This is a genomic window from Parageobacillus sp. NEAU-HV-2, assembly GCF_059115485.1.
Map to the genome: position 1 here is coordinate 208,735 of NZ_JBXUJJ010000004.1, position 17,819 is coordinate 226,553.

At 37.5% G+C, this 17,819-nt stretch carries 17 protein-coding genes and 7 pseudogenes; 6 read left to right on the forward strand and 18 right to left on the reverse strand.

Translation table 11 applies throughout. The features are described 5' to 3' along the window. Positions 1–6: 6 nt before the first annotated feature. Positions 7–1,185: a TIGR04053 family radical SAM/SPASM domain-containing protein gene (locus AC1WMD_RS09305; RefSeq protein ID WP_494256894.1), complete on the reverse strand. Its 1,179-nt coding sequence runs from the start codon at positions 1,183–1,185 to the stop codon at positions 7–9. A gap of 142 nt (positions 1,186–1,327) precedes the next feature. On the opposite strand from AC1WMD_RS09305, the pseudogene AC1WMD_RS09310 reads away from it, so the two are divergent. Next, positions 1,328–1,515 (forward strand): annotated as a pseudogene (locus tag AC1WMD_RS09310) (hypothetical protein); the annotation flags it as partial. Between the two features lie 65 nt (positions 1,516–1,580). Here AC1WMD_RS09310 and AC1WMD_RS09315 read toward each other — a convergent pair. The 13 genes and pseudogenes from AC1WMD_RS09315 to AC1WMD_RS09375 all read right to left on the reverse strand — a co-directional run bounded on the left by AC1WMD_RS09315 (position 1,581) and on the right by AC1WMD_RS09375 (position 9,343). Beyond that, positions 1,581–2,726 carry an ElyC/SanA/YdcF family protein gene (locus AC1WMD_RS09315; RefSeq protein ID WP_494256896.1) on the reverse strand — a complete coding sequence of 382 codons (1,146 nt, stop codon included), beginning with the start codon at positions 2,724–2,726 and terminating at the stop codon, positions 1,581–1,583. A 508-nt stretch (positions 2,727–3,234) separates the two neighbouring features. Beyond that, positions 3,235–3,690 carry an antitoxin YezG family protein gene (locus AC1WMD_RS09320; RefSeq protein ID WP_494256897.1) on the reverse strand — a complete coding sequence of 152 codons (456 nt, stop codon included), beginning with the start codon at positions 3,688–3,690 and terminating at the stop codon, positions 3,235–3,237. Continuing rightward, on the reverse strand, positions 3,683–4,057 hold the full coding sequence (locus AC1WMD_RS09325) for a DNA/RNA non-specific endonuclease (RefSeq protein WP_494256958.1): 375 nt from the start codon (positions 4,055–4,057) through the stop codon (positions 3,683–3,685). Before AC1WMD_RS09325 ends, AC1WMD_RS09320 begins: the two co-directional genes overlap by 8 nt. A gap of 50 nt (positions 4,058–4,107) precedes the next feature. Further along, a complete protein-coding gene (locus AC1WMD_RS09330) occupies positions 4,108–4,569 on the reverse strand; it encodes a hypothetical protein (RefSeq protein WP_494256962.1) in 462 nt (153 codons plus the stop codon). Positions 4,570–4,593: 24 nt separating this feature from the next. Next, positions 4,594–4,644: pseudogene (locus AC1WMD_RS09335) on the reverse strand (hypothetical protein); the annotation flags it as partial. Positions 4,645–4,721: 77 nt separating this feature from the next. Beyond that, a pseudogene (locus AC1WMD_RS09340) lies at positions 4,722–4,925 on the reverse strand (helix-turn-helix domain-containing protein); the annotation flags it as partial. Positions 4,926–4,935: 10 nt separating this feature from the next. Continuing rightward, positions 4,936–5,125: pseudogene (locus AC1WMD_RS09345) on the reverse strand (IS200/IS605 family transposase); the annotation flags it as partial. A gap of 12 nt (positions 5,126–5,137) precedes the next feature. Further along, a complete protein-coding gene (locus AC1WMD_RS09350) occupies positions 5,138–5,485 on the reverse strand; it encodes an Imm8 family immunity protein (protein ID WP_043904374.1) in 348 nt (115 codons plus the stop codon). A 106-nt stretch (positions 5,486–5,591) separates the two neighbouring features. Then, positions 5,592–6,119, reverse strand: coding sequence for a hypothetical protein (locus AC1WMD_RS09355; protein ID WP_494256899.1), 528 nt, complete (start codon positions 6,117–6,119; stop codon positions 5,592–5,594). Positions 6,120–6,271: 152 nt separating this feature from the next. Continuing rightward, positions 6,272–6,364 (reverse strand): annotated as a pseudogene (locus tag AC1WMD_RS09360) (DUF5063 domain-containing protein); the annotation flags it as partial. Between the two features lie 60 nt (positions 6,365–6,424). After that, on the reverse strand, positions 6,425–7,228 hold the full coding sequence (locus AC1WMD_RS09365; RefSeq protein ID WP_494256901.1) for a tetratricopeptide repeat protein: 804 nt from the start codon (positions 7,226–7,228) through the stop codon (positions 6,425–6,427). An 8-nt stretch (positions 7,229–7,236) separates the two neighbouring features. Further along, complete coding sequence (locus tag AC1WMD_RS09370; RefSeq protein WP_494256902.1) at positions 7,237–7,452, reverse strand: hypothetical protein; 216 nt, start codon at positions 7,450–7,452, stop codon at positions 7,237–7,239. A gap of 763 nt (positions 7,453–8,215) precedes the next feature. Further along, entirely contained in the window at positions 8,216–9,343 is a 1,128-nt protein-coding gene (locus AC1WMD_RS09375; RefSeq protein WP_043904372.1) for an IS110 family RNA-guided transposase, read from the reverse strand. Between the two features lie 260 nt (positions 9,344–9,603). Here AC1WMD_RS09375 and AC1WMD_RS09380 point away from each other — a divergent pair, with 260 nt between their 5' ends. Beyond that, positions 9,604–10,434: a cupin domain-containing protein gene (locus AC1WMD_RS09380; RefSeq protein ID WP_043904371.1), complete on the forward strand. Its 831-nt coding sequence runs from the start codon at positions 9,604–9,606 to the stop codon at positions 10,432–10,434. A 131-nt stretch (positions 10,435–10,565) separates the two neighbouring features. Here AC1WMD_RS09380 and AC1WMD_RS09385 read toward each other — a convergent pair whose 3' ends face one another. The 4 genes and pseudogenes from AC1WMD_RS09385 to AC1WMD_RS09400 all read right to left on the reverse strand — a co-directional run. Then, positions 10,566–11,459, reverse strand: coding sequence for a helix-turn-helix domain-containing protein (locus AC1WMD_RS09385; RefSeq protein ID WP_043904370.1), 894 nt, complete (start codon positions 11,457–11,459; stop codon positions 10,566–10,568). A 520-nt stretch (positions 11,460–11,979) separates the two neighbouring features. Then, a pseudogene (locus AC1WMD_RS09390) lies at positions 11,980–12,273 on the reverse strand (YitT family protein); the annotation flags it as partial. A gap of 118 nt (positions 12,274–12,391) precedes the next feature. Continuing rightward, positions 12,392–12,931: a phosphatase PAP2 family protein gene (locus tag AC1WMD_RS09395; RefSeq protein WP_494256904.1), complete on the reverse strand. Its 540-nt coding sequence runs from the start codon at positions 12,929–12,931 to the stop codon at positions 12,392–12,394. Positions 12,932–13,076: 145 nt separating this feature from the next. Then, a pseudogene (locus AC1WMD_RS09400) lies at positions 13,077–13,440 on the reverse strand (gamma carbonic anhydrase family protein); the annotation flags it as partial. Positions 13,441–13,710: 270 nt separating this feature from the next. Between AC1WMD_RS09400 and AC1WMD_RS09405 the strand changes: the two are divergent. From AC1WMD_RS09405 to AC1WMD_RS09420, 4 genes are all read left to right on the forward strand, one after another. Continuing rightward, positions 13,711–14,199 (forward strand): alkaline phosphatase family protein, encoded by a 489-nt coding sequence (locus AC1WMD_RS09405; RefSeq protein ID WP_494256906.1) that lies wholly within the window; start codon positions 13,711–13,713, stop codon positions 14,197–14,199. A 38-nt stretch (positions 14,200–14,237) separates the two neighbouring features. Beyond that, positions 14,238–15,173: an alkaline phosphatase family protein gene (locus AC1WMD_RS09410; protein ID WP_260676122.1), complete on the forward strand. Its 936-nt coding sequence runs from the start codon at positions 14,238–14,240 to the stop codon at positions 15,171–15,173. 423 nt (positions 15,174–15,596) lie between these two features. Then, positions 15,597–16,019 (forward strand): GDSL-type esterase/lipase family protein, encoded by a 423-nt coding sequence (locus tag AC1WMD_RS09415; protein ID WP_494256907.1) that lies wholly within the window; start codon positions 15,597–15,599, stop codon positions 16,017–16,019. A gap of 511 nt (positions 16,020–16,530) precedes the next feature. Beyond that, positions 16,531–17,646 carry an MGDG synthase family glycosyltransferase gene (locus AC1WMD_RS09420; RefSeq protein WP_494256909.1) on the forward strand — a complete coding sequence of 372 codons (1,116 nt, stop codon included), beginning with the start codon at positions 16,531–16,533 and terminating at the stop codon, positions 17,644–17,646. Positions 17,647–17,819: the final 173 nt, after the last annotated feature.

Below are 17,819 nucleotides of genomic sequence, written 5' to 3' on the forward strand. Positions count from 1 at the left end.
AAACGGTTAGCTCAATGGCGCATTTTCCTTCTTCCTCATTGCCATCGGGATATACACACAGAATGGTTCGCTTTCCATATAATCTCCTGTAACCGCGTACGCTCTGGAGCGGGAACCGCCGCAAATATAACGAAATTCGCAAACACCGCATTTTCCTTTGTAGTTGTCAGGCTGGCGCAAGTCTTTAAATACCTTTGACTCTCGATAAATTTTCGAAAGCGGGGTTTCGCGAACGTTTCCGCATACAATCGGAAGCAGGCCGCTTGGCATGACATCGCCAATGTGAGAAATGAATACGAATCCATTCCCATCGTTAACGCCTTTAGGAGCGCGCTTCAAGCCATCGATCATGGAAGCTGTATCGGTTGTAATCGTATCCTCATAACGAATTTCACCGTTTTTAATTTTATGTTCGCGCATTTTTTGCTGTAGCACTACACGTCTATAATGCTGTGCCGCGGTTGTTTTAATATCATATGGCGCTGTTTTGCTTAGTTCATATAGCCAGCGAAACACTTTTTCGTGCTCGGCGGGGGTAATGCAGTCATTTATCTGCCCTCTTCCGGTTGGAACAAGCAGAAAGATGTACCACATGACCGCTTTCAGATCAGCAACCAAATTCGCCATTTCTTCTAGATGGCCATAATTGTAACGTGAAATTACCGTGTTAATTTGTAGCGGCATGTTCAATTCGTTTAAGTATTTTATTTTTTCGATTGTAAGTTCAAATGAGCCAGGTGTTCCGCGGAAACGGTCGTGAATTTCCGGTGTTGGCCCGTCAAGGCTAAAAGCCCAGCGCGAAAGCCCCACTTGTTTAGCTTTCTCCATTTTTTCTTTCGTCACATTCGGGGTGGCGCTTGGTGTGATGGAGACGCGCATGCCTTTTTTAATGGCATAATCCGCCAGTTCAAAAAGGTCTTCCCGCATCATGCAATCGCCGCCAGTGAAAACAAGCATCGGATTATTCATTTCGTAAATGGCATCGATCAGCTTGATGCCTTCTTCATGAGTTAATTCCCTTGGATCTGGAACAGGCTGCGCATCGGCGCGGCAGTGAACGCATTTAAGCTGGCATGCTCTCGTTACTTCCCAAATGACGATAAATGGGTTTTCATTATAATCCACATCCTTCTTCTCTTGCCTGTAGGAATTCCCGATTTGATGCGGATGTCCATTTCCATACATTTTCATCACCAAACTTTATTTTCTTGACATAATGTTTCTATAAACTCATTATAATCTTGTTCGCTTATTTCGCATGAAAAGTTTGTTACAATATTTCTACATTCCCATGTTTGCCATTGTTGGCAAGGAAAATGGGCAACTGGATTATAGATGGATTCAAATTCCGAATAGTTTAGACCATAGAGGATAACCCCTTCACCAAAGAGAGGTAACTTCTACTTCTTGGGATTGCCGTGGCAGTATCGAAGAGGATTCGCTCTTATTGAAGGAGTCGGTGAGGATGCAGAGCTATTAAATAAAAGAAGGTATCCCAAAAGCGATCACTTTTAGGAAACCTTCTTTGTTGATTGCAGATAAGATGAATATGGTATACAACTCATATTCGTGATTTTCGTTTATCTTTGCAGCCCAGGATATTGCCAAATTCCAGAAACTCGAAACAAGTCACGGTAGATCACAAGCATTTCATCTTTCGTTACTTTGTGTGCTTCCTCGATTGTTGGATAGTCCAAATAAACAACATTGGTGAAGTTTCTGTTGGTATGTTTGCCATTCATTTTATCATAAAAATCGCTGGCTTCTTTAAATACCGTCAACGCTCTTCTCATGTGGCTTGCGCTTGTTACAAGGGTCACGTCTTTTATTCCCTCTTTTTCAAGTATGGCAGTGGTAAAAAGGGCATTTTCCACCGTGTCTGTTGACTTATTTTCGAGAATAATTCGATCTTTGTCAATTCCTTGAGAAACCAACCAGTTGCTCATTGCCTCTGCTTCTGTAATTCCTTGTTTAGGAACCCCGCCAGTTACAATGATCTTTGAATTCGGGTATTGTTTTGCAACGGCAAGACCTACTTTCAAACGTTCAATCAGCGGTTGTCTCATCGAACCGTCATCGGCAAGAGCATATCCAAGGATGACAATTGCATGGTCTTTTTGTGGCAAATGATCTGGAACTTCCGTATTTAATTTTCCATTGATAATACTTTCTGTTCTTTTTAATTTTTGAATATATTCATTTGCTTTTTTAGAATCGAGCTGTCTTAACTTTGCAATAGAGCTTTTATAAGCACCATTGTCTCCATTTACTTTTGAGTAAACCCCGTAAAGCAGATTGGCATTGAAATTATTTGGGTCTAAATTTAATATCTGCTTATACGTTTGTAACGCTTCTGGAATTTTTTTCTGAATGATTTGTGTGGATGCAAGCGAAAATTTCAGATCAAGATTATATGGATCTATTAGGGTTGCTTCTTTAAATGCTTGTTCAACAACATCATATTTCCCTTTCAGGGTGATTCCTTTAAATATCTCTTTTTCTGCTTTTTCAAGATCTCCGCCATGCCAATAATAGTACATGGCAATATCTTTTAGTTGATCAATTCGATAAGATGTAGGTTCATCCGTTCTTAAAGAGCTTACATTTGGGTTTTCTGAAGTTGTAGAAGTTGTTGGAACAGAAGTTGTCGCATACGCTGTTGCAAACGTTAATGTAGACAAAACAACAGCTACAGATAAACCGAGTTTCTTTTTCAAGTTTTTCATTGCGTTGATACCTCCTTATTTTATTTTCAGGGATTATCAGCACATTGCGACCATCCCAGCAACAATCTAACATTTTCTTATTTATTTATCGCGAAGATAGGGTAAATATCTTGTAAATTGCTCCTATTTCTCTTTCGGCAAATTTCAGGCATGTACTAATAAATATGAGTTCTCCAACACCCGACAGTTTGCCATAAGGAATGGCGCATTCTTCTTGAATGAAGAAACTCACTGCCTTTTATGTGAATACGAAATGAAGAAAAACAAAATCGTCCGTTTGGCTATATCGGTATCAAAATCTTTATGTTGAAAAAACAAAGGGGGTACTCATGATATGTATCCCCCTTTTGATTGACTTTATTCATTGTAGAGTCCTCAATCGACCTACTTCTTAAGATGATCGTGTTTATTTCTTACTCCGCTTTAATCCGCAAATCAAATCGGGTGGTGCCAGGTACAAATAATTAATATCATTCATTATTTTCTTTAATGCTGTTTAAATATTCTTTTAAGATTTCCTTGAGATTTCCTTGTCATCGTCATCCTCTGGAATGAGTCCCAGATACTTATATTCCCAGATGATTTGTTGCTCATGAGGGTCAACCTTAGAAAGATCATTATAGCTGTAATCAATTTTAAAATTACCTTCATTATCAAGTATCAAGGTAAGATTTGACCAAGGCTGATTTGAATTGATTTTGAATTCATTCCATAGTTCTTGCAATAAGTCCAATAATTGATACCACAATTGGTCATATTCGTTTTCATCAATATCAAACAACTCAGGAATATCATGACTGTATACAGGTTCATCACTCCCAACTGGGTAGTAAAAGAAATAAGATTTACGTACTCCTTCGGTTATTTCCGCATACAAATAAACTTTAGTCCAATCCTCCGGTATTGTTTCAATAATGTTCTGTGCGATCGCTTGATATATACTGTCTAATTTAGTTTCATCCACCTGATTTCCCTCCCGAAACATTTTCAAAATCGACTCTTATCCATCTGCCTTTTCCAATCTTATATTTTATTTCAAAGCTATCGGGACGTTGAGAATCACTCGAATATTTAGGTTTAATTTTTACCTCTACTGATTTTTTTTGACCTAAATCCTTGGCCCATGTGTTCTCAAGTTTCTTCCATTCTCCTTTATTCAAATTTCCATTCATAGGAACTAGGTTATCAAGCCCACCCGAACCTTTAAATATAGTTGCTATTAAATGTCCGCCTTCATCATCTGGTAGTCTATCTTCTCTACCCGCCACCTTCTGAGCATGATTATTTCTTTTGGACTCCCCCAAGTTAAGTTTACCTTCAGCACTGACAATACGTCCTTTGTCATCGGTTCTATAAGTGTATCCTGTAGGAGTTGTATACTCTACATTTGTTTTGAGTACCTTTCTTCGTCCTTCTCTGGTGTAATGCTTCCATAGTTAACCTTGGCATGGATATTAGGTGATGTAGGTTTACCCGTCCCCTTAGCAACAACACCCGATCCTTTTCTAATCACTCCATCCCCAGCTTGACTCATCGAAATACGCACAGAGCTGACGGATTCTTCAGTGATTCCTATCATCTGTCCACTTGGCACCGCTCCAACTCCTGCGAGGGAGGGCTGCCATTGGACAAATGGAACGCTGTCAAGAAGATCGTCCCATTGCTTTTTGAACAAACGGATCGTGTTGGTAATCGGCGCCTTTACGACTTGGTGGTATACCGCTTGAAGGACAGGCATAACTTTATCATAGCGGAGAACATGTTTCGTTTGCGAGACCAATTTGGAAACATCGGCTGCTGCTTCTGCCACTTTCGCTCTTTTGACCCCTGCTTTGCCAGCCATTCCTACCACTTTTGACGGTGTGATGGACAATCCCCGAAACAGGATGTCCCATCCTGAAATCCGTTCTCCGGTCACTAGATCATATTTTCAAACAATCGCTACACATCGTACCAGCCATTGAAAAAGGAGACCCAAAATAATATGCTAATTTACTCCTCTTTATATTTTGCAGGAGTCGGAAATTTTTGTTGTTTCCATCCTTCTTTGTCGTGTTTCAAGCGTTCATACATGTCTTTCCGCTCCGCTAACATTTTGTTATATACAAAGCGAACGCAACCAAATGTTTTGATGAGCAATGGTTCCTATTCTTTGGTTGGGTATAGACGGAACTTATAGGCTTTGTTGGCCATATCCAATCCCCTTACCTCATCCTTGATTTTCTATATATTTATTTATTGCTTCAATGGGTGAACCACCTGTTGTCAGTAAGCAATAACTTCTTGACCAAAAATATTCTTTCCAAAGTTTCCTTTTCACTTGTGGAAATTGTAGAACTTGCACTTTTATAAGCGTTGATAAATTTGGGTAGTTCACTATTTGGATGTGCCTTGAACAAAAACTAAAATTATTAACTTTCATCTGCCCAAATCCCGTACCGACTTATTGCATGAATAACTTCATCCCAATTTTCCCTTCTACAATTAGTTAGAAGTTGTTTAATTTTACTTTCTATCCTTGGAAGGCTATAATCACTAGTTATTAAGTATCCTCGTCCTATGTCTATTTCAAGAGTATCATTTAAATTTTTTGCAAGTCTTTTGGGGCTTATAATATGAAACCTAAATAATTCATATTCGTAGGGATTTTTACTTCCCTCTTCACCAATATAAGCATCTAGACAAACATAAAAATCATCAGGTTCTTCTCCCCAGTCATCGCACATGACATCTATCCCTTTTAGTACAGGAATAATCATCTTGACATCATACCCCTAACTTTACTTTATTATCAAACTTTAACGTACAAAATAAGTTGGATTCGTGCAGTAATCTGCCCCGCTAGTTGAAAAACACCGGCTACCATTAAATTATTTTTTGGGCACCGGCTAAAACTTCCTTTACTTTTTCCACATCATCAATAACATAAAGAGTTGCACCTAATTCCGAACAGTATATCAATACATTCTTATTTTCACTTTCAAGCAATAAAGCAAAATCTGTTTGGATTTGTTCTTTACATTTTTCCTCAGCAGAAAATGCTTCATATTCCTCGCGATAAACACTCAATCTTGGATGATGAATTTCAGTAAATCTAATATAATTAACATCTCTATATCGCCAATCGTTCTTTTCTTCAGAGTAGTATTCTAATAATTCTTCACGATAGTTCTCGTCATAACATATAGAGATTCGATCAATTTCACCCCAAAATGGATGGTCATATGGTTCATTCATAATTGAAAATGGTTCTTGTTTTTCGTTAATTAACACAACATGTGAGGTTTCATTCTCTGAGTTTTGATAAAAAGAACGAACATATACAGTCAGCTTTTTACTACTTATTAACTTTTTGATATCTTGTTCGGTTGATAATAAATTTGCTAAAACCACAGCGACCTCCTTAGTGATCAATATCTTCACTTCTTAGCCAGTTTATCACTTCTCTTGTTCAACTAACCTACTTCATTAGTTGAATAAAAAAGCGTTGCCATTCTTGTTGCAGAAACGTACCCGTTAGCGAAATAACAGTCTTTGAAGCAAGTCTAATCAACATCAAATTGATGATTTTGTATAATTGAATGTAAAGCACGTAAAGCATCTACAGCATGATTACCCCAATGAGTATAAAAATGAAAATGCCAATGTCTGAAGTGTGTCTTTTTTGTATGTCTTGTTCCACTGTCGCATCCGTTTGTTTAACAAGGTAAATAGTTAGGGTTATTATGCCTTTTACATCCAAATAAATAACATCTTGTCTCAACAATGGGCTCATATTCCAAGGTAGGCTGTTTTCCTTCCATTATTTGCCTCGCCGAATTTCTCAAAAATTTTATTTCCATTTGTAATTCATTCATGTATTCTTCTTTTCTTCCAGGCTCCCACTCTTCTTCGTCATCTACAAGAGTTTCCTGGATTTCTTTTAATTTATGCTTGATGATCGATTCAACAATATCTTCCATTTTATCTAATCGGCCAAGTTCCTTAAGCGCAAACAGATAAGGCGGTATCCAATCTACTTCATAAAAAAGTAAATCTAATTTGGAGTAAATATTAACAAATTCAGAATAATCTCCTGTAATGTAATAAATGTGAGCGATTTGGTCCTCAAAATTATCTTCTAACTCCTGATTAAGAATAAGTAATTGGTTTGCGGTTTTTAAAGCTTCCTCCCTTTCCCCTAGTTCCGCCAAACAGATCCCATAACTAAGTAATGGATACAAGCTAAAGTTACTCTCTTTCCTTTCCAAGTTCGCCTTATAAAAATACTCGGCTGCTTTTTCAAGAAATGATGTTTTATAATAACAAATACCTAAATTATTTAAGTTTTCTAGAGTAGGTTGAATATAGATAGCCTTTAATAATACCTCTTTGGCTTGATTATAATGATGGTTGACTGTATAGATTTCACCCAATAAATTATACGGAAAATAGGATGATGGATTATGTTGGATGGCCTTTTTTAAAAGCTCAATGGCTTCTTTTTCTTTAATTCTCCACACACCTTCCTCTAATGGTTCTCCCTCATGATAGTAGAAATACGCCAAGTTTTTAGCGACTGTACATTTGGATGAATATCAGCCGCTTTTTTAAACTGGAAAAACGCCTCTTCATAATGGTTGATTTCCATTAATGCGATAGCTAAATCGTTTATTAAACAAACATTATTAGGTTCTTGCCTAACTCGTTCCTGTAATTGGTTCACTAATTGATGAAAATTATTCATAAAATTTTTCTCCTGATAAAATTTTCTCATTTCGACTATAAGTAGATGTTCTCACGTTCTTCTTCAGCAAACATGCCCCGTTAGCCAACCATGAAGTGGGCTTCACCACAGATGATGGAAGTTAATTCATTCTCTGGAAGTGATAAGACGATTTTTGCAAACCAAGAACACATATTATTTCTTGGCTATTAAAGTAATAACTATTGTTTTTCTTTATCATTCCATAAGAAGTTGTAGTTTCCTTGACAATCTCTTTAAATTTTTTTATATCCATACCCCATTTCCACCCATTGTGATAATAAGATTTTCTTGTTCAACTGATATGAACGAAAATGTCAAGCTCACAGTCAAGCTCTTTTGAAATGTAATCAAATGATCCGTTTTAGGATAAGGATAACCTTTTTTCAGCTTACCAACTACTGGTCCTTTCTCGCTGATTTGTCAAGGGTGGGGTTCCCTTGACAAATCAAAGCGATGAAAGGATATTATGATGCAGCTGAAAAAAGATGAATTTGAAATCTTGGCACGAAGGCAAAATACGTTGACGGCGGTTTACAGTCTGATATTCGCGGGTTGGATACCGCATTTCAATCCTATCCGTCACGGAGCTGCCTCGGACTAACCGCGTACGTTCGGTTATGCAACCTAGTACATAGTTGAAGATGAGGGTTCTCCTTACCGGGGATTTTGCCTCCGAGCCAAACCTTCAAAATTTGTTACATGTACAAGCAAGAACCTATATATCATCCATTTCCACTAGAATTTAAGCCACATTTATTTCATTCAACTTCTTCTCCTCAATGTAACAACCAATCGCCCAAATGAATCCAATCAGCTCTCTCGCGACAGCGACCGCAGCCTGCTTTCCACTTTTTCCACGAGAGGTGATACGATAGAATTTTTTATGAAGACGGTTTTGTGCTTTCCAAGAAATTCGTTTCACTTCAGGATCTTGTCCCTCTTGTCGTTTCAATAACTCTCCTTTTACAGAAGGAGTGTGGCGGTATGACCAGGCAGATTCACAAAGGACACGGCGAATCTGGGCATTTCCAATCTTCGTGATGGAACCCTGCCAACGGCTGAATCCACTGGAATATTCCTTCGGAACAAGACCGGCATAAGACATTAACTGTCTGGCACTGGAAAACCGTGAAAATTGTCCAATTTCTGCGACTAACGTCACCGCCGTTACTTCCGCGATTCCCCTTAAGGTTTGAAGTGCCTGGATTACAGGTGCGTGTTCACTATGAATAGCTTCCTGATGAATCTCTGCCTCGATTCGCTTCATGCGGTCCTCTATTTCTTTAATGGCGTGAAGATACTCCTGAAACACGATACGCAAGGATGGCTTTTCAAACTTTAAGGTATTGAGCCAATTCCGGTGTTTGACCGTCCAATTCCGTGTGCCTTGAGGAGGTCGGATGTCGTTGCGAAGCAGGAAATGAACCAATCTCTGACGAGCCCGTTGCAAATCCTCTTTCACATCATGTCTCGCCCGAATTAAATCTCGTAACGCTTCATGGTCTTCATCCGGAGTCCAAACAGGTGTCAATTCCCCAGCTCGAAGAAGCTGAGCTAATCGCAACGCATCCCTTCGGTCTGTTTTGACACGGTCACCAGCCCGGCGAGGAATAAGCGTAGGTGCCACTACAATACAATCAATTCCCATAGATAAGAGTAATCGAACAAGTCCATATCCGGTAGATCCAGCTTCGTAACACACATGGAGATTTTCAGGGTTGCCTAGTTTTTTCATTAATTTACGAACAGATTCAGGATTATTGGGAACATTACCGTGAAAACGCGGCTCTCCACGTCCAGCCTCTGCCACTCCAACAGAAATCATTTCCTTCGATACGTCTAAACCAACGAATTTTTGTACATCCTTCATAATAATTAGCTCCTTTCGTTTGTAGCTCTACACTTGGTAGATGGTATTGGTTATGCATTACCATTATGGACAAGTGCAATCTACGTTAAGCGAACTGGAGCTTTTTCGTTCATTATGACTAACGGGTGCGATAGTTCAATTAACCGCTCTTATCATGGGCGGTTTTTTTAGTCAAAAAATCAACAATAAACGATAACAGAGCAAAAAAATTAAACATAGTGCATAGAATAATTTTATAAATCTGCGAAGGGGTGAGAAAAATGTACTATGTTCCTTTTATGTATCCATATCCATATCCTTATTATGTTAACGTACCAATGTATAACTATGGAAGACAGCCTGTTTACTGGACTATTCCCAATGAGATAGGGCATGCTAAACGATTGGGTTTTTTACAATCATCAAAGGGAAAAGATAAAATTGAGTTAAAAGATTATGGACCAGAACCGTTTGTAGTTAATATCAATAAGGCTACGAAGCAAAACAATACGTATCGTACCGCTTTATGGACAGGAAATCATTTGCAAGTTACATTGATGAGTCTCAATGTGGGCGAAGATATCGGTTTGGAAATGCACCCTAGCGTTGATCAATTCTTACGTATTGAACAAGGTCAAGGGATTGTTCGAATGGGCAAGAGTAAAGATAATTTAAACTTTGAAAGAAAAATCTATGATGACTCTGCCATTATGATACCTGCTGGAACATGGCACAATGTAATCAATACAGGTAATATCCCGCTAAAACTTTACTCGATATATGCTCCTCCTAACCATCCATTTGGTACTGTTCATGTTACCAAAGCAGATGCATTGGCTGGGGAAAAAGGCTACGGTCATGGCAATGGAAATACAGTTATTTTTGGCAGGACTCCAGATGAATGGATACAGTACACGGAATTTTTGGTAAATGAAGGATTAGAGGATGTTAAAAGAGGAATAAATTTAACACACATTCTTCAAGAATTTATTCTAATGGGAGTTCTTGTAGGGAAAGGGTATTCTCCAGAAAGAGCATATGAAACAGTAGAAGAATGGGAACGTACAGGAGAATCCAAACTTCTTCAACAAAGCAAAAAGCAGAGATTGTGAAGGTTTCTACTTCAACTAACGGGGTGCGATAGTTGAACAAGACATACAAAAAAGACCGATTGATTTCGGTCTTTTTCTATGGTTTAAAAATCAACATTAGAATTTAATAGATCCATTTAATAAGAAAAAGACTAACTACTCGAACCGTTAGCTAACACTGTTCCGTCAACTGGATTTAGGATTTGTTCTAATTTTGTTCGGATAGCGTTTTTGAGCATGGATCTTAAATTTTTATACTTCTTCTTAGTCAATGGACAACGATATTTTTCATCATCATAAATAACCTCATTTTTTAACTCTCCATCTTCATTGAAAAACAACGTATATATTTCGTTGATTAGTTCATTTTCTTGCTGTATGAATTTTATTGTTTCACTTTCGTATCCCTTGATCACTTTTTCGAAAATTGTTTTAAAATCTTTAACAGACATCTTTTTCTTTAATTTGTGCTCCGTTGTTTTTGGTGTTTCATTACTACTTTCTTGTTGATTCTTATTTTTTAATTCTTGATACATCTCATCTAATTCTTGATAAATCTCATCTATTTGCTCATATAAACCGATTAAAAAAGCATTTTCTTCTTCCAGCTTTTGAATTTTAACCGTTAATTCAGTGATTTGCTCGTAAACCAAGTTCAACTCATCCTGCATATTAATGAGTTGATTTTCTAATTGATTCTTCTCCTCCATGAGCTGTTTAATTAATTCTTCCGAGTGAGTGCTATCACCTTTAACTTCTTCGGAATCCAATTTATTTTGTTTTTCACGATGGTCACTCGCCAACATTGAAAAAGAGTTTTCTACATACCATTCATAAACTCCCATTACCTCAGGTAACCCTGGTCTGTGTTCTTCAATAAACTCGAATAAATCATCGTGATGAATTCGCCAACCCTCCTTTCGGTTTGCTGAACGTTCTGCTTTAATCTTTCCTTCTCTGATCCAACGAGTAACCATCTGAATTGAGTCAGTAATGTAATATTCCTGAAGTATTTTTAGTGCTTGGTGAACATTATATACTTTCATCTCCTTCTCCCCTACTCGAAATGATTTAAAATAAAAATATGTCGGTAATGTTATACCTATGACATTACCTAAGTAATTTTAGGAAAATAAAAAACGTCCAGCTTGAGAAGCCAGACGTTTCATTTCGCTAAATTAAAAATTATTTATTTAATCCTGACACCAATCTACAGCAACATCATTACATTTGTACCATCAATAAATTCAAGATCAACACCATTTCTTTGACAATGCAATAGAAACATTTGTATGTCTGTTTTATTCCTTGAAATTCGGAAATAACTTTTTTGAAATCAAGTTCTTAGTGCTAAAAATTTGTTGAGCTAACGGAGTTCGATAGTTGAATAAAATAAGCACAAAAAAGCTACCTTATAATCATAAAGTGGCTTTTCATTGGTCGAAAATCAACAATTAACGATAACAGACAGCCATGCTAATACAAATTGGCACATCGATGAATGAAATAACAGTAAAAGTTATCCACACTTATTTCAGGATAGAGCCTTTATTTTCACATAACTCCCTATAACGTAAATATTCCTCCTACTTTTCGGTTCATCGAGGTAAGCATTGTTGTTACAGCTCCAACCACGGTCACCACTACAACCGAATATAGAAAAATATCAAGCCCAACAATCCAGCTTCCACAAAGAATCACGATTCCATCGATGATAAAAATAAGAATGCCGACATTGTAGTTCGTTAACCTTGAGATAAATTGTGCTAATAAATCGGTTCCCCCAGTGCTTGTTTCGTGACGTAACATCAGCCCAATTCCCGCACCGACAAGTGCTCCACCGATGATGGCACTGAAAAGAATCGGCAGCTCAAGTGCGAACAGTGCCTGTCACTGTTCGCCAATCGGCCGGCATTTTTCGTTTTTAACATTTTTTGAGAAGTCTCCCACCTCTAAACGAGGTATATGTGGGAGAGGTTCATAATAAGGAATGTATGCTGTTAAAAGCTAAAATGCCAACTATTGTTCCAAGCAGGCATCCTGCAAGGACATCAGACGGATAATGCAGTCCTAAATAAATTCTTGAAAGAGCGACACTAATGGCAAGGGGTAGAAGCAAAAAAGATAAGTGTGGAAAGGCTAGCAAAAATGGGACTACCACTGAGAATACAGCTGTTGTATGTCCAGATGGAAAGGAATGGTCTTTCAACGGGTTTTGTAATACTTTTGTTTCATCTAATATTAAATATGGTCTTTGACGAGGATAGAGACGTTTCATGATGGCAACAGGGATATGACTTATCGTTAAGGCACAAGCGCTTGCAACAGCGGTCATGCGCCAATCTTGCGGGAGTAGAAATATAGCTAATATTACTGTTAAAATTGAAAAAGTCGCTCCGCCAATATGGGTAATATAACGGAAATAGAGATTTAAAAACTTGCGGTCAAAATGGCGGTTAATACTGCGGAAAATACGACATTCTAAATCGTAAACATGATTCAGAAATTTTGTCATCATTGCTCGTACTCCCTTTAAAAAATTGCTCATTTATATAATAAAAAAATAATGTTTAGATAATACAAATTTACTGTAAAAATTGTAAGATTTTTTGTTTAGTTAGAACGAAAACTACGCTTCATTATTAAGTGCGGTTTTCGCATGATTATTTTTGCTGTAATGATTTATAAAATATTGACCTTTCTCAACGTATTCGCGGCGGATTCGTTTCATTTCACGTTTATCTGTTAGTTCGCGAATGACTTTTGCTGGACGGTCAAAGGCAAGTTGTATATAGGGAGATTTTTTCCTTGAGGAACGAAACTGCCGGCGCCGACAAATGCGCCTTCACCAATTTCTGCTCCGTCTAAAATAATCGCCCCCATACCGATTAACGCGTTTTTTCTAATAATGGAACTGTGTAAAATAACTTGATAACCGACTGTTACATCGTCTTCAATAATAAGTGGATGATTTGGACTTTGGTACAAAACCGAGTTATCTTGAATATTGACACGGGTGCCGATCATCTTATACAATTTTTTGACATCTTCTTTCGCCTTCAAATACAACCACTGCTGACAATTTCGCCAATTAACCAAGGCTTATTCTTTTCATGAATACCGTATTTCCTCAAGGGACATTTCATCCTAGCCATCGAGATCCAAATCCCTCATGATTTAGATTTTTCAATAATCTGGAAGTTTTTCCCCCATTATCTAATCTCTGAATACATCATAAACTCCGCGTTTTTGTAACATACTTTACTTATCTAATAAAACGAGAGAAGGAAGATGATCATGAAGAAAGTGATATTGCTTCTAGTTGATTCATTAATGCCTGACATACTGGAAAATTGCTTGCAGCAAAGAACAGTTCCGGCACTTCAATTTTTAGTTGAGCGGGGAAGATATTGGTCTAATTGCATTACAAGTTTTCCTACAATGACTGCTTCGGTTGACTGCTCATTGTTAACAGGTGCATATCCTAATGTTCATCGGGTTCCTGGACTCGTTTGGTATGATCCTAAAGAAAAAGAAATTATTAATTATGGAAATGGATGGAAGTGCGTAAGCAAACTCGGACTGTCCAATTGTGCCAAAAATGTCCTTTACAACCTCAATGAAAAACATTTAAGCAAACAAGTTTCGACTATTTTTGAGGAACTGGCGATGAGAGGAAAAACATCGGCTTCCATTAACACAATGGTCCACAGGGGTGTTAAAAAACATCGGGTTCAGCTTCCTTTTTTGCTCGACTTAACAACAAACAAGATTCCGTTTTCGTGAAGAAATTTCCGGTCCTGATGTCATGACATTGGGGGGCAATGGTTCAAACGGATATACAAAATATCCCGAAGCAGCTGCAAGGATTTAAACAATTGTACGGAATCACCGATGCTTATGCCGTATCGGCAACTAAGTCGCTCATTCAATCTGGGAATGCTCCAGATTTTTTGCTCGTATACCTTCCGGACAACGACCATCGGATACATAAGAAAAGTCCCGATCATGCAGAGGAATCTTTGATACAAGTGGATAAATGCATACAGCAGATTTTAAATACGTTTCATTCCTGGGATGAGGCACTTGATCAGTTTGTATTTATTGTCACCAGCGACCACGGGCAAACGAAAATTGGAAAAGAAGAAGAGTTTAACATTGATCTTGATGTATTGTTGGAACGATTTCATAGTCTTCAATTAGGTGAAGATGTGAACGATCACGATATTGTCGTTTGCAACAACGAGCGAATGGCTTATATTTACCTTTTAAAGCCAAACTTAGAGGAGAAAATCTTGCAGCAATTGTTATCTGAAACACGAATTGATATTGTCGCAACAAAAAAGAATGGAGGAGTTCGGGTAAAAGAAGGGGGATCGGGGAGAGAAATCTATTTTAAACCGAATGGTCAATATGTCGATATTTATGGATCATCATGGGAAATTAATGGGGAATGGACGGTCCTTGATCTGCGACTTCACGAGGACATTGTCGATTATGGAGATTATCCTGACGCACTTTCAAGACTATACGGAGCCATGTATTCACAGGAGATACCCATGACTGTAGTTACAGCCCGGCCAAGATACGAATTCAAAAGCCAGTTTTATCCCATTCATTTAGATGGCGGAAGCCACGGCTCTTTACATAAATACGATTCAACAATTCCCCTTATCATAACCGGTACGAAACACCCCGTGAAAGAACCGCCAAGGTTAATCGATTTAAAGGACTTTGTTATTAAGCTTTTTGAAGAATAGACACGTTCAAACGATTCCCCAGTAATGAACCTCTCCCACCTACATTTCATTGAGAGGTGAGAGTTTCTTACCACCTCCATCGAAGAAGCTTCTGCGTAGAAGAAGGCGGTCTCCTTCTACTCGATATCTGCATCGGAAGTCTTCTTGATGGATTCCGTAAGCAACATCGGCCCTGCATCGATGGGGCTGTCCAACCCTTCTACTACTTCTTGCTTACGCAATCCGTAGATACGTTTGATTATAGAACATATGTTCGTTTTTATGAATCAAAAACCTCCCGATTCATCTCCCTCCTTCACTCCGTTTAGAGAAAGGGAGGCTTCTCGGGAAAAATGTTAAAAACGATAAATAAAAAAATAAATAATGAACATAATGTAAAAAGCCAATAATAACTTTCTTTTTTACGTGCAAAAGGAGGAACAAATGGAAAATCGAGTTTTTTATATTGCCCTAGGAGATTCCCTCACTGCCGGAGTAGGTGCTTCTACACATGAACGGTCATTTGCGGCCAGTTTTTTTCAATCAATAAAACAAACGAAAGAGTGCCAGTACATGAATTTTGGTAAACCAGGGAGAAGCAGCGGGGAATTGCTTCAATTTCTTACTGATTCCGAAATACGCGACTTATTGAAGAGGGCCACCCATATTACGATTACAATAGGCCGAATCGATTTGATTCGTGCTTATCAGAATAACGTTAATTTATTGGGATACATTAGTACGATTCAAATGTTAAAACAAAATTTGACACATATATTACACAATATAACTGAAACAAACCCAAATACTCATATATTCCTGATGGGGCTTTATAATCCTGGCACCCCGGATCATAAATTAAGTTAGCCAATCAATTAATTCAAAGGATAAACAAATTTTATGAAGAAATAGCAAACGATTTTAATGTACATGCCATTAACCCTATGGATTCTTTTTTAAACAAACCTCACCTATTGGCAGACGAAGTTCATCCTAATGATTTAGGATACAAGGTCATAACCGATTTGTTTCTAAGTAAACAAAAGTTGTCAGTTTCCACGTAATTATCTAGTGTAAGCTACCTTTAACCAAGCATTTAGTGAATTCACAATAGGGTCCTCAGTACAAAAACTGTATTGTACTAAAAAGACGGACCTATCCTGTCTATTCTGTAGTACTTCAATCATATTATGTGTTGCACATTTCAGAACTTAACTGGTTTCCTTTAGAGTCTCTAATAAGAAAGCCAATAACACTTTATTAGTACTTTTACCAGTTGTTTGGCTATTTGCCCATAAAGTGTCTAGCGAATGTGGTGCCATCATCAGTAAAATAGCAAGTCCTTAAAATTAGATGAATTAGTAAGGAAGTGTAATTCGTGAGTAAGAAAGTATTAATCCTATCAGAAGCCATTGGTAGTGGTCATACAAAAGCTGCGGAAGCGTTGGTACAAGGAATTTCTTATCTTGCACCTTCAATCCAAACAAAAATTTTAGAGGTGGGGCAAACACTCCATCCTCTTACCGCAAAACTGCTACTTAATACTTACCTCAAAATAATCGTCCGGTCTCCTTCATTATGGAGAAAAATGTATCACTATAAACAAACCGAGCCTCTTTCTAATTGGAAAAAATTTATTATTTTTCAACTATTCCATCGACAAATTGAAGTTCTTCTTCATCAGGAAAAACCTCACCTTATTATTTGCACCCATCCATTTACCAGCTCATCTGCATCCTTACTAAAGAGGATGGGTTATAATTTCACACTTTGCTCGGTGATAACGGATTTTCATGTTCATGGGGCATGGGTCCATCAAGAGGTAGATGTATATTTGGTATCGAGTGAGGATGTGTATAATCAATTAATAAATATGGGAATTCCAAAAGATCGGATTGTAGTAACGGGCTTGCCAATAAGGTCAAATTTTTGGATAAAGAAAAACAAACAGGAAATGCGAAAAAAATTAAAATTAAAAAATATTCCTACCGTCATAATCATGGGAGGAGGATTAGGATTAGGCGGAATTCAGCCACTTGCTCATGCGCTTTTAAAATGGAAAGAAAAAATTCAGGTAATCATATGTACTGGATTTAACAAAACACTAAGAACCGCATTGTTAAGAGATGAAATGTTCCATCATCCTCATTTTCACATTTTAGGGTTCGTTAACGACATTGACGAGTGGATGGAAGCGGCTGATTTACTTATTACAAAACCGGGCGGATTGACCTGTTTTGAAGCATTATCAAAGGGGCTGCCTATGTATATATATCAACCAATCCCTGGTCATGAAGAAAAAAATTGTGATTTTTTAATAAATAATCATTTGGCTATAAAAATTGATGATACAAATCATATTGATATTTTGATCGAAAAATTACTGTTTTCTCCACAAGAGTTGGAGTTTTTACACAATAAAATAAGGGAATTTCAACAAAAAATAGACCCATTGGCAAGTGCCAAATTTATTGTTAACCAGCTTATTCCGTAAAGTATTTTGTAGATGATGTGACATAAGAGGCTGCCCCTAAAGCAAAATGGCCCCCTCCACAACACAATATAAAGACATAAAATTATATTGTGAAATGCATGTGAGGTCAAAACCGCCCCTTTAAAAAACAGTATGAATTAAATAATAATGATGAACCTTTCTGAAGTTTATGA

What these genes read in the sequence shown, in the direction of transcription:
- AC1WMD_RS09305 (WP_494256894.1), bottom strand. Translation starts at nt 1,185, where the DNA reads ATGTATGGAAATGGACATCCGCATCAAATCGGGAATTCCTACAGGCAA.
- AC1WMD_RS09315 (WP_494256896.1), bottom strand. Translation starts at nt 2,726, where the DNA reads ATGAAAAACTTGAAAAAGAAACTCGGTTTATCTGTAGCTGTTGTTTTG.
- AC1WMD_RS09330 (WP_494256962.1), bottom strand. Translation starts at nt 4,569, where the DNA reads ATGGCTGGCAAAGCAGGGGTCAAAAGAGCGAAAGTGGCAGAAGCAGCA.
- AC1WMD_RS09350 (WP_043904374.1), bottom strand. Translation starts at nt 5,485, where the DNA reads ATGATTATTCCTGTACTAAAAGGGATAGATGTCATGTGCGATGACTGG.
- AC1WMD_RS09370 (WP_494256902.1), bottom strand. Translation starts at nt 7,452, where the DNA reads ATGAATAATTTTCATCAATTAGTGAACCAATTACAGGAACGAGTTAGG.
- AC1WMD_RS09375 (WP_043904372.1), bottom strand. Translation starts at nt 9,343, where the DNA reads ATGAAGGATGTACAAAAATTCGTTGGTTTAGACGTATCGAAGGAAATG.
- AC1WMD_RS09380 (WP_043904371.1), top strand. Translation starts at nt 9,604, where the DNA reads ATGTACTATGTTCCTTTTATGTATCCATATCCATATCCTTATTATGTT.
- AC1WMD_RS09385 (WP_043904370.1), bottom strand. Translation starts at nt 11,459, where the DNA reads ATGAAAGTATATAATGTTCACCAAGCACTAAAAATACTTCAGGAATAT.
- AC1WMD_RS09395 (WP_494256904.1), bottom strand. Translation starts at nt 12,931, where the DNA reads ATGATGACAAAATTTCTGAATCATGTTTACGATTTAGAATGTCGTATT.
- AC1WMD_RS09405 (WP_494256906.1), top strand. Translation starts at nt 13,711, where the DNA reads ATGAAGAAAGTGATATTGCTTCTAGTTGATTCATTAATGCCTGACATA.
- AC1WMD_RS09410 (WP_260676122.1), top strand. Translation starts at nt 14,238, where the DNA reads ATGGTTCAAACGGATATACAAAATATCCCGAAGCAGCTGCAAGGATTT.
- AC1WMD_RS09415 (WP_494256907.1), top strand. Translation starts at nt 15,597, where the DNA reads ATGGAAAATCGAGTTTTTTATATTGCCCTAGGAGATTCCCTCACTGCC.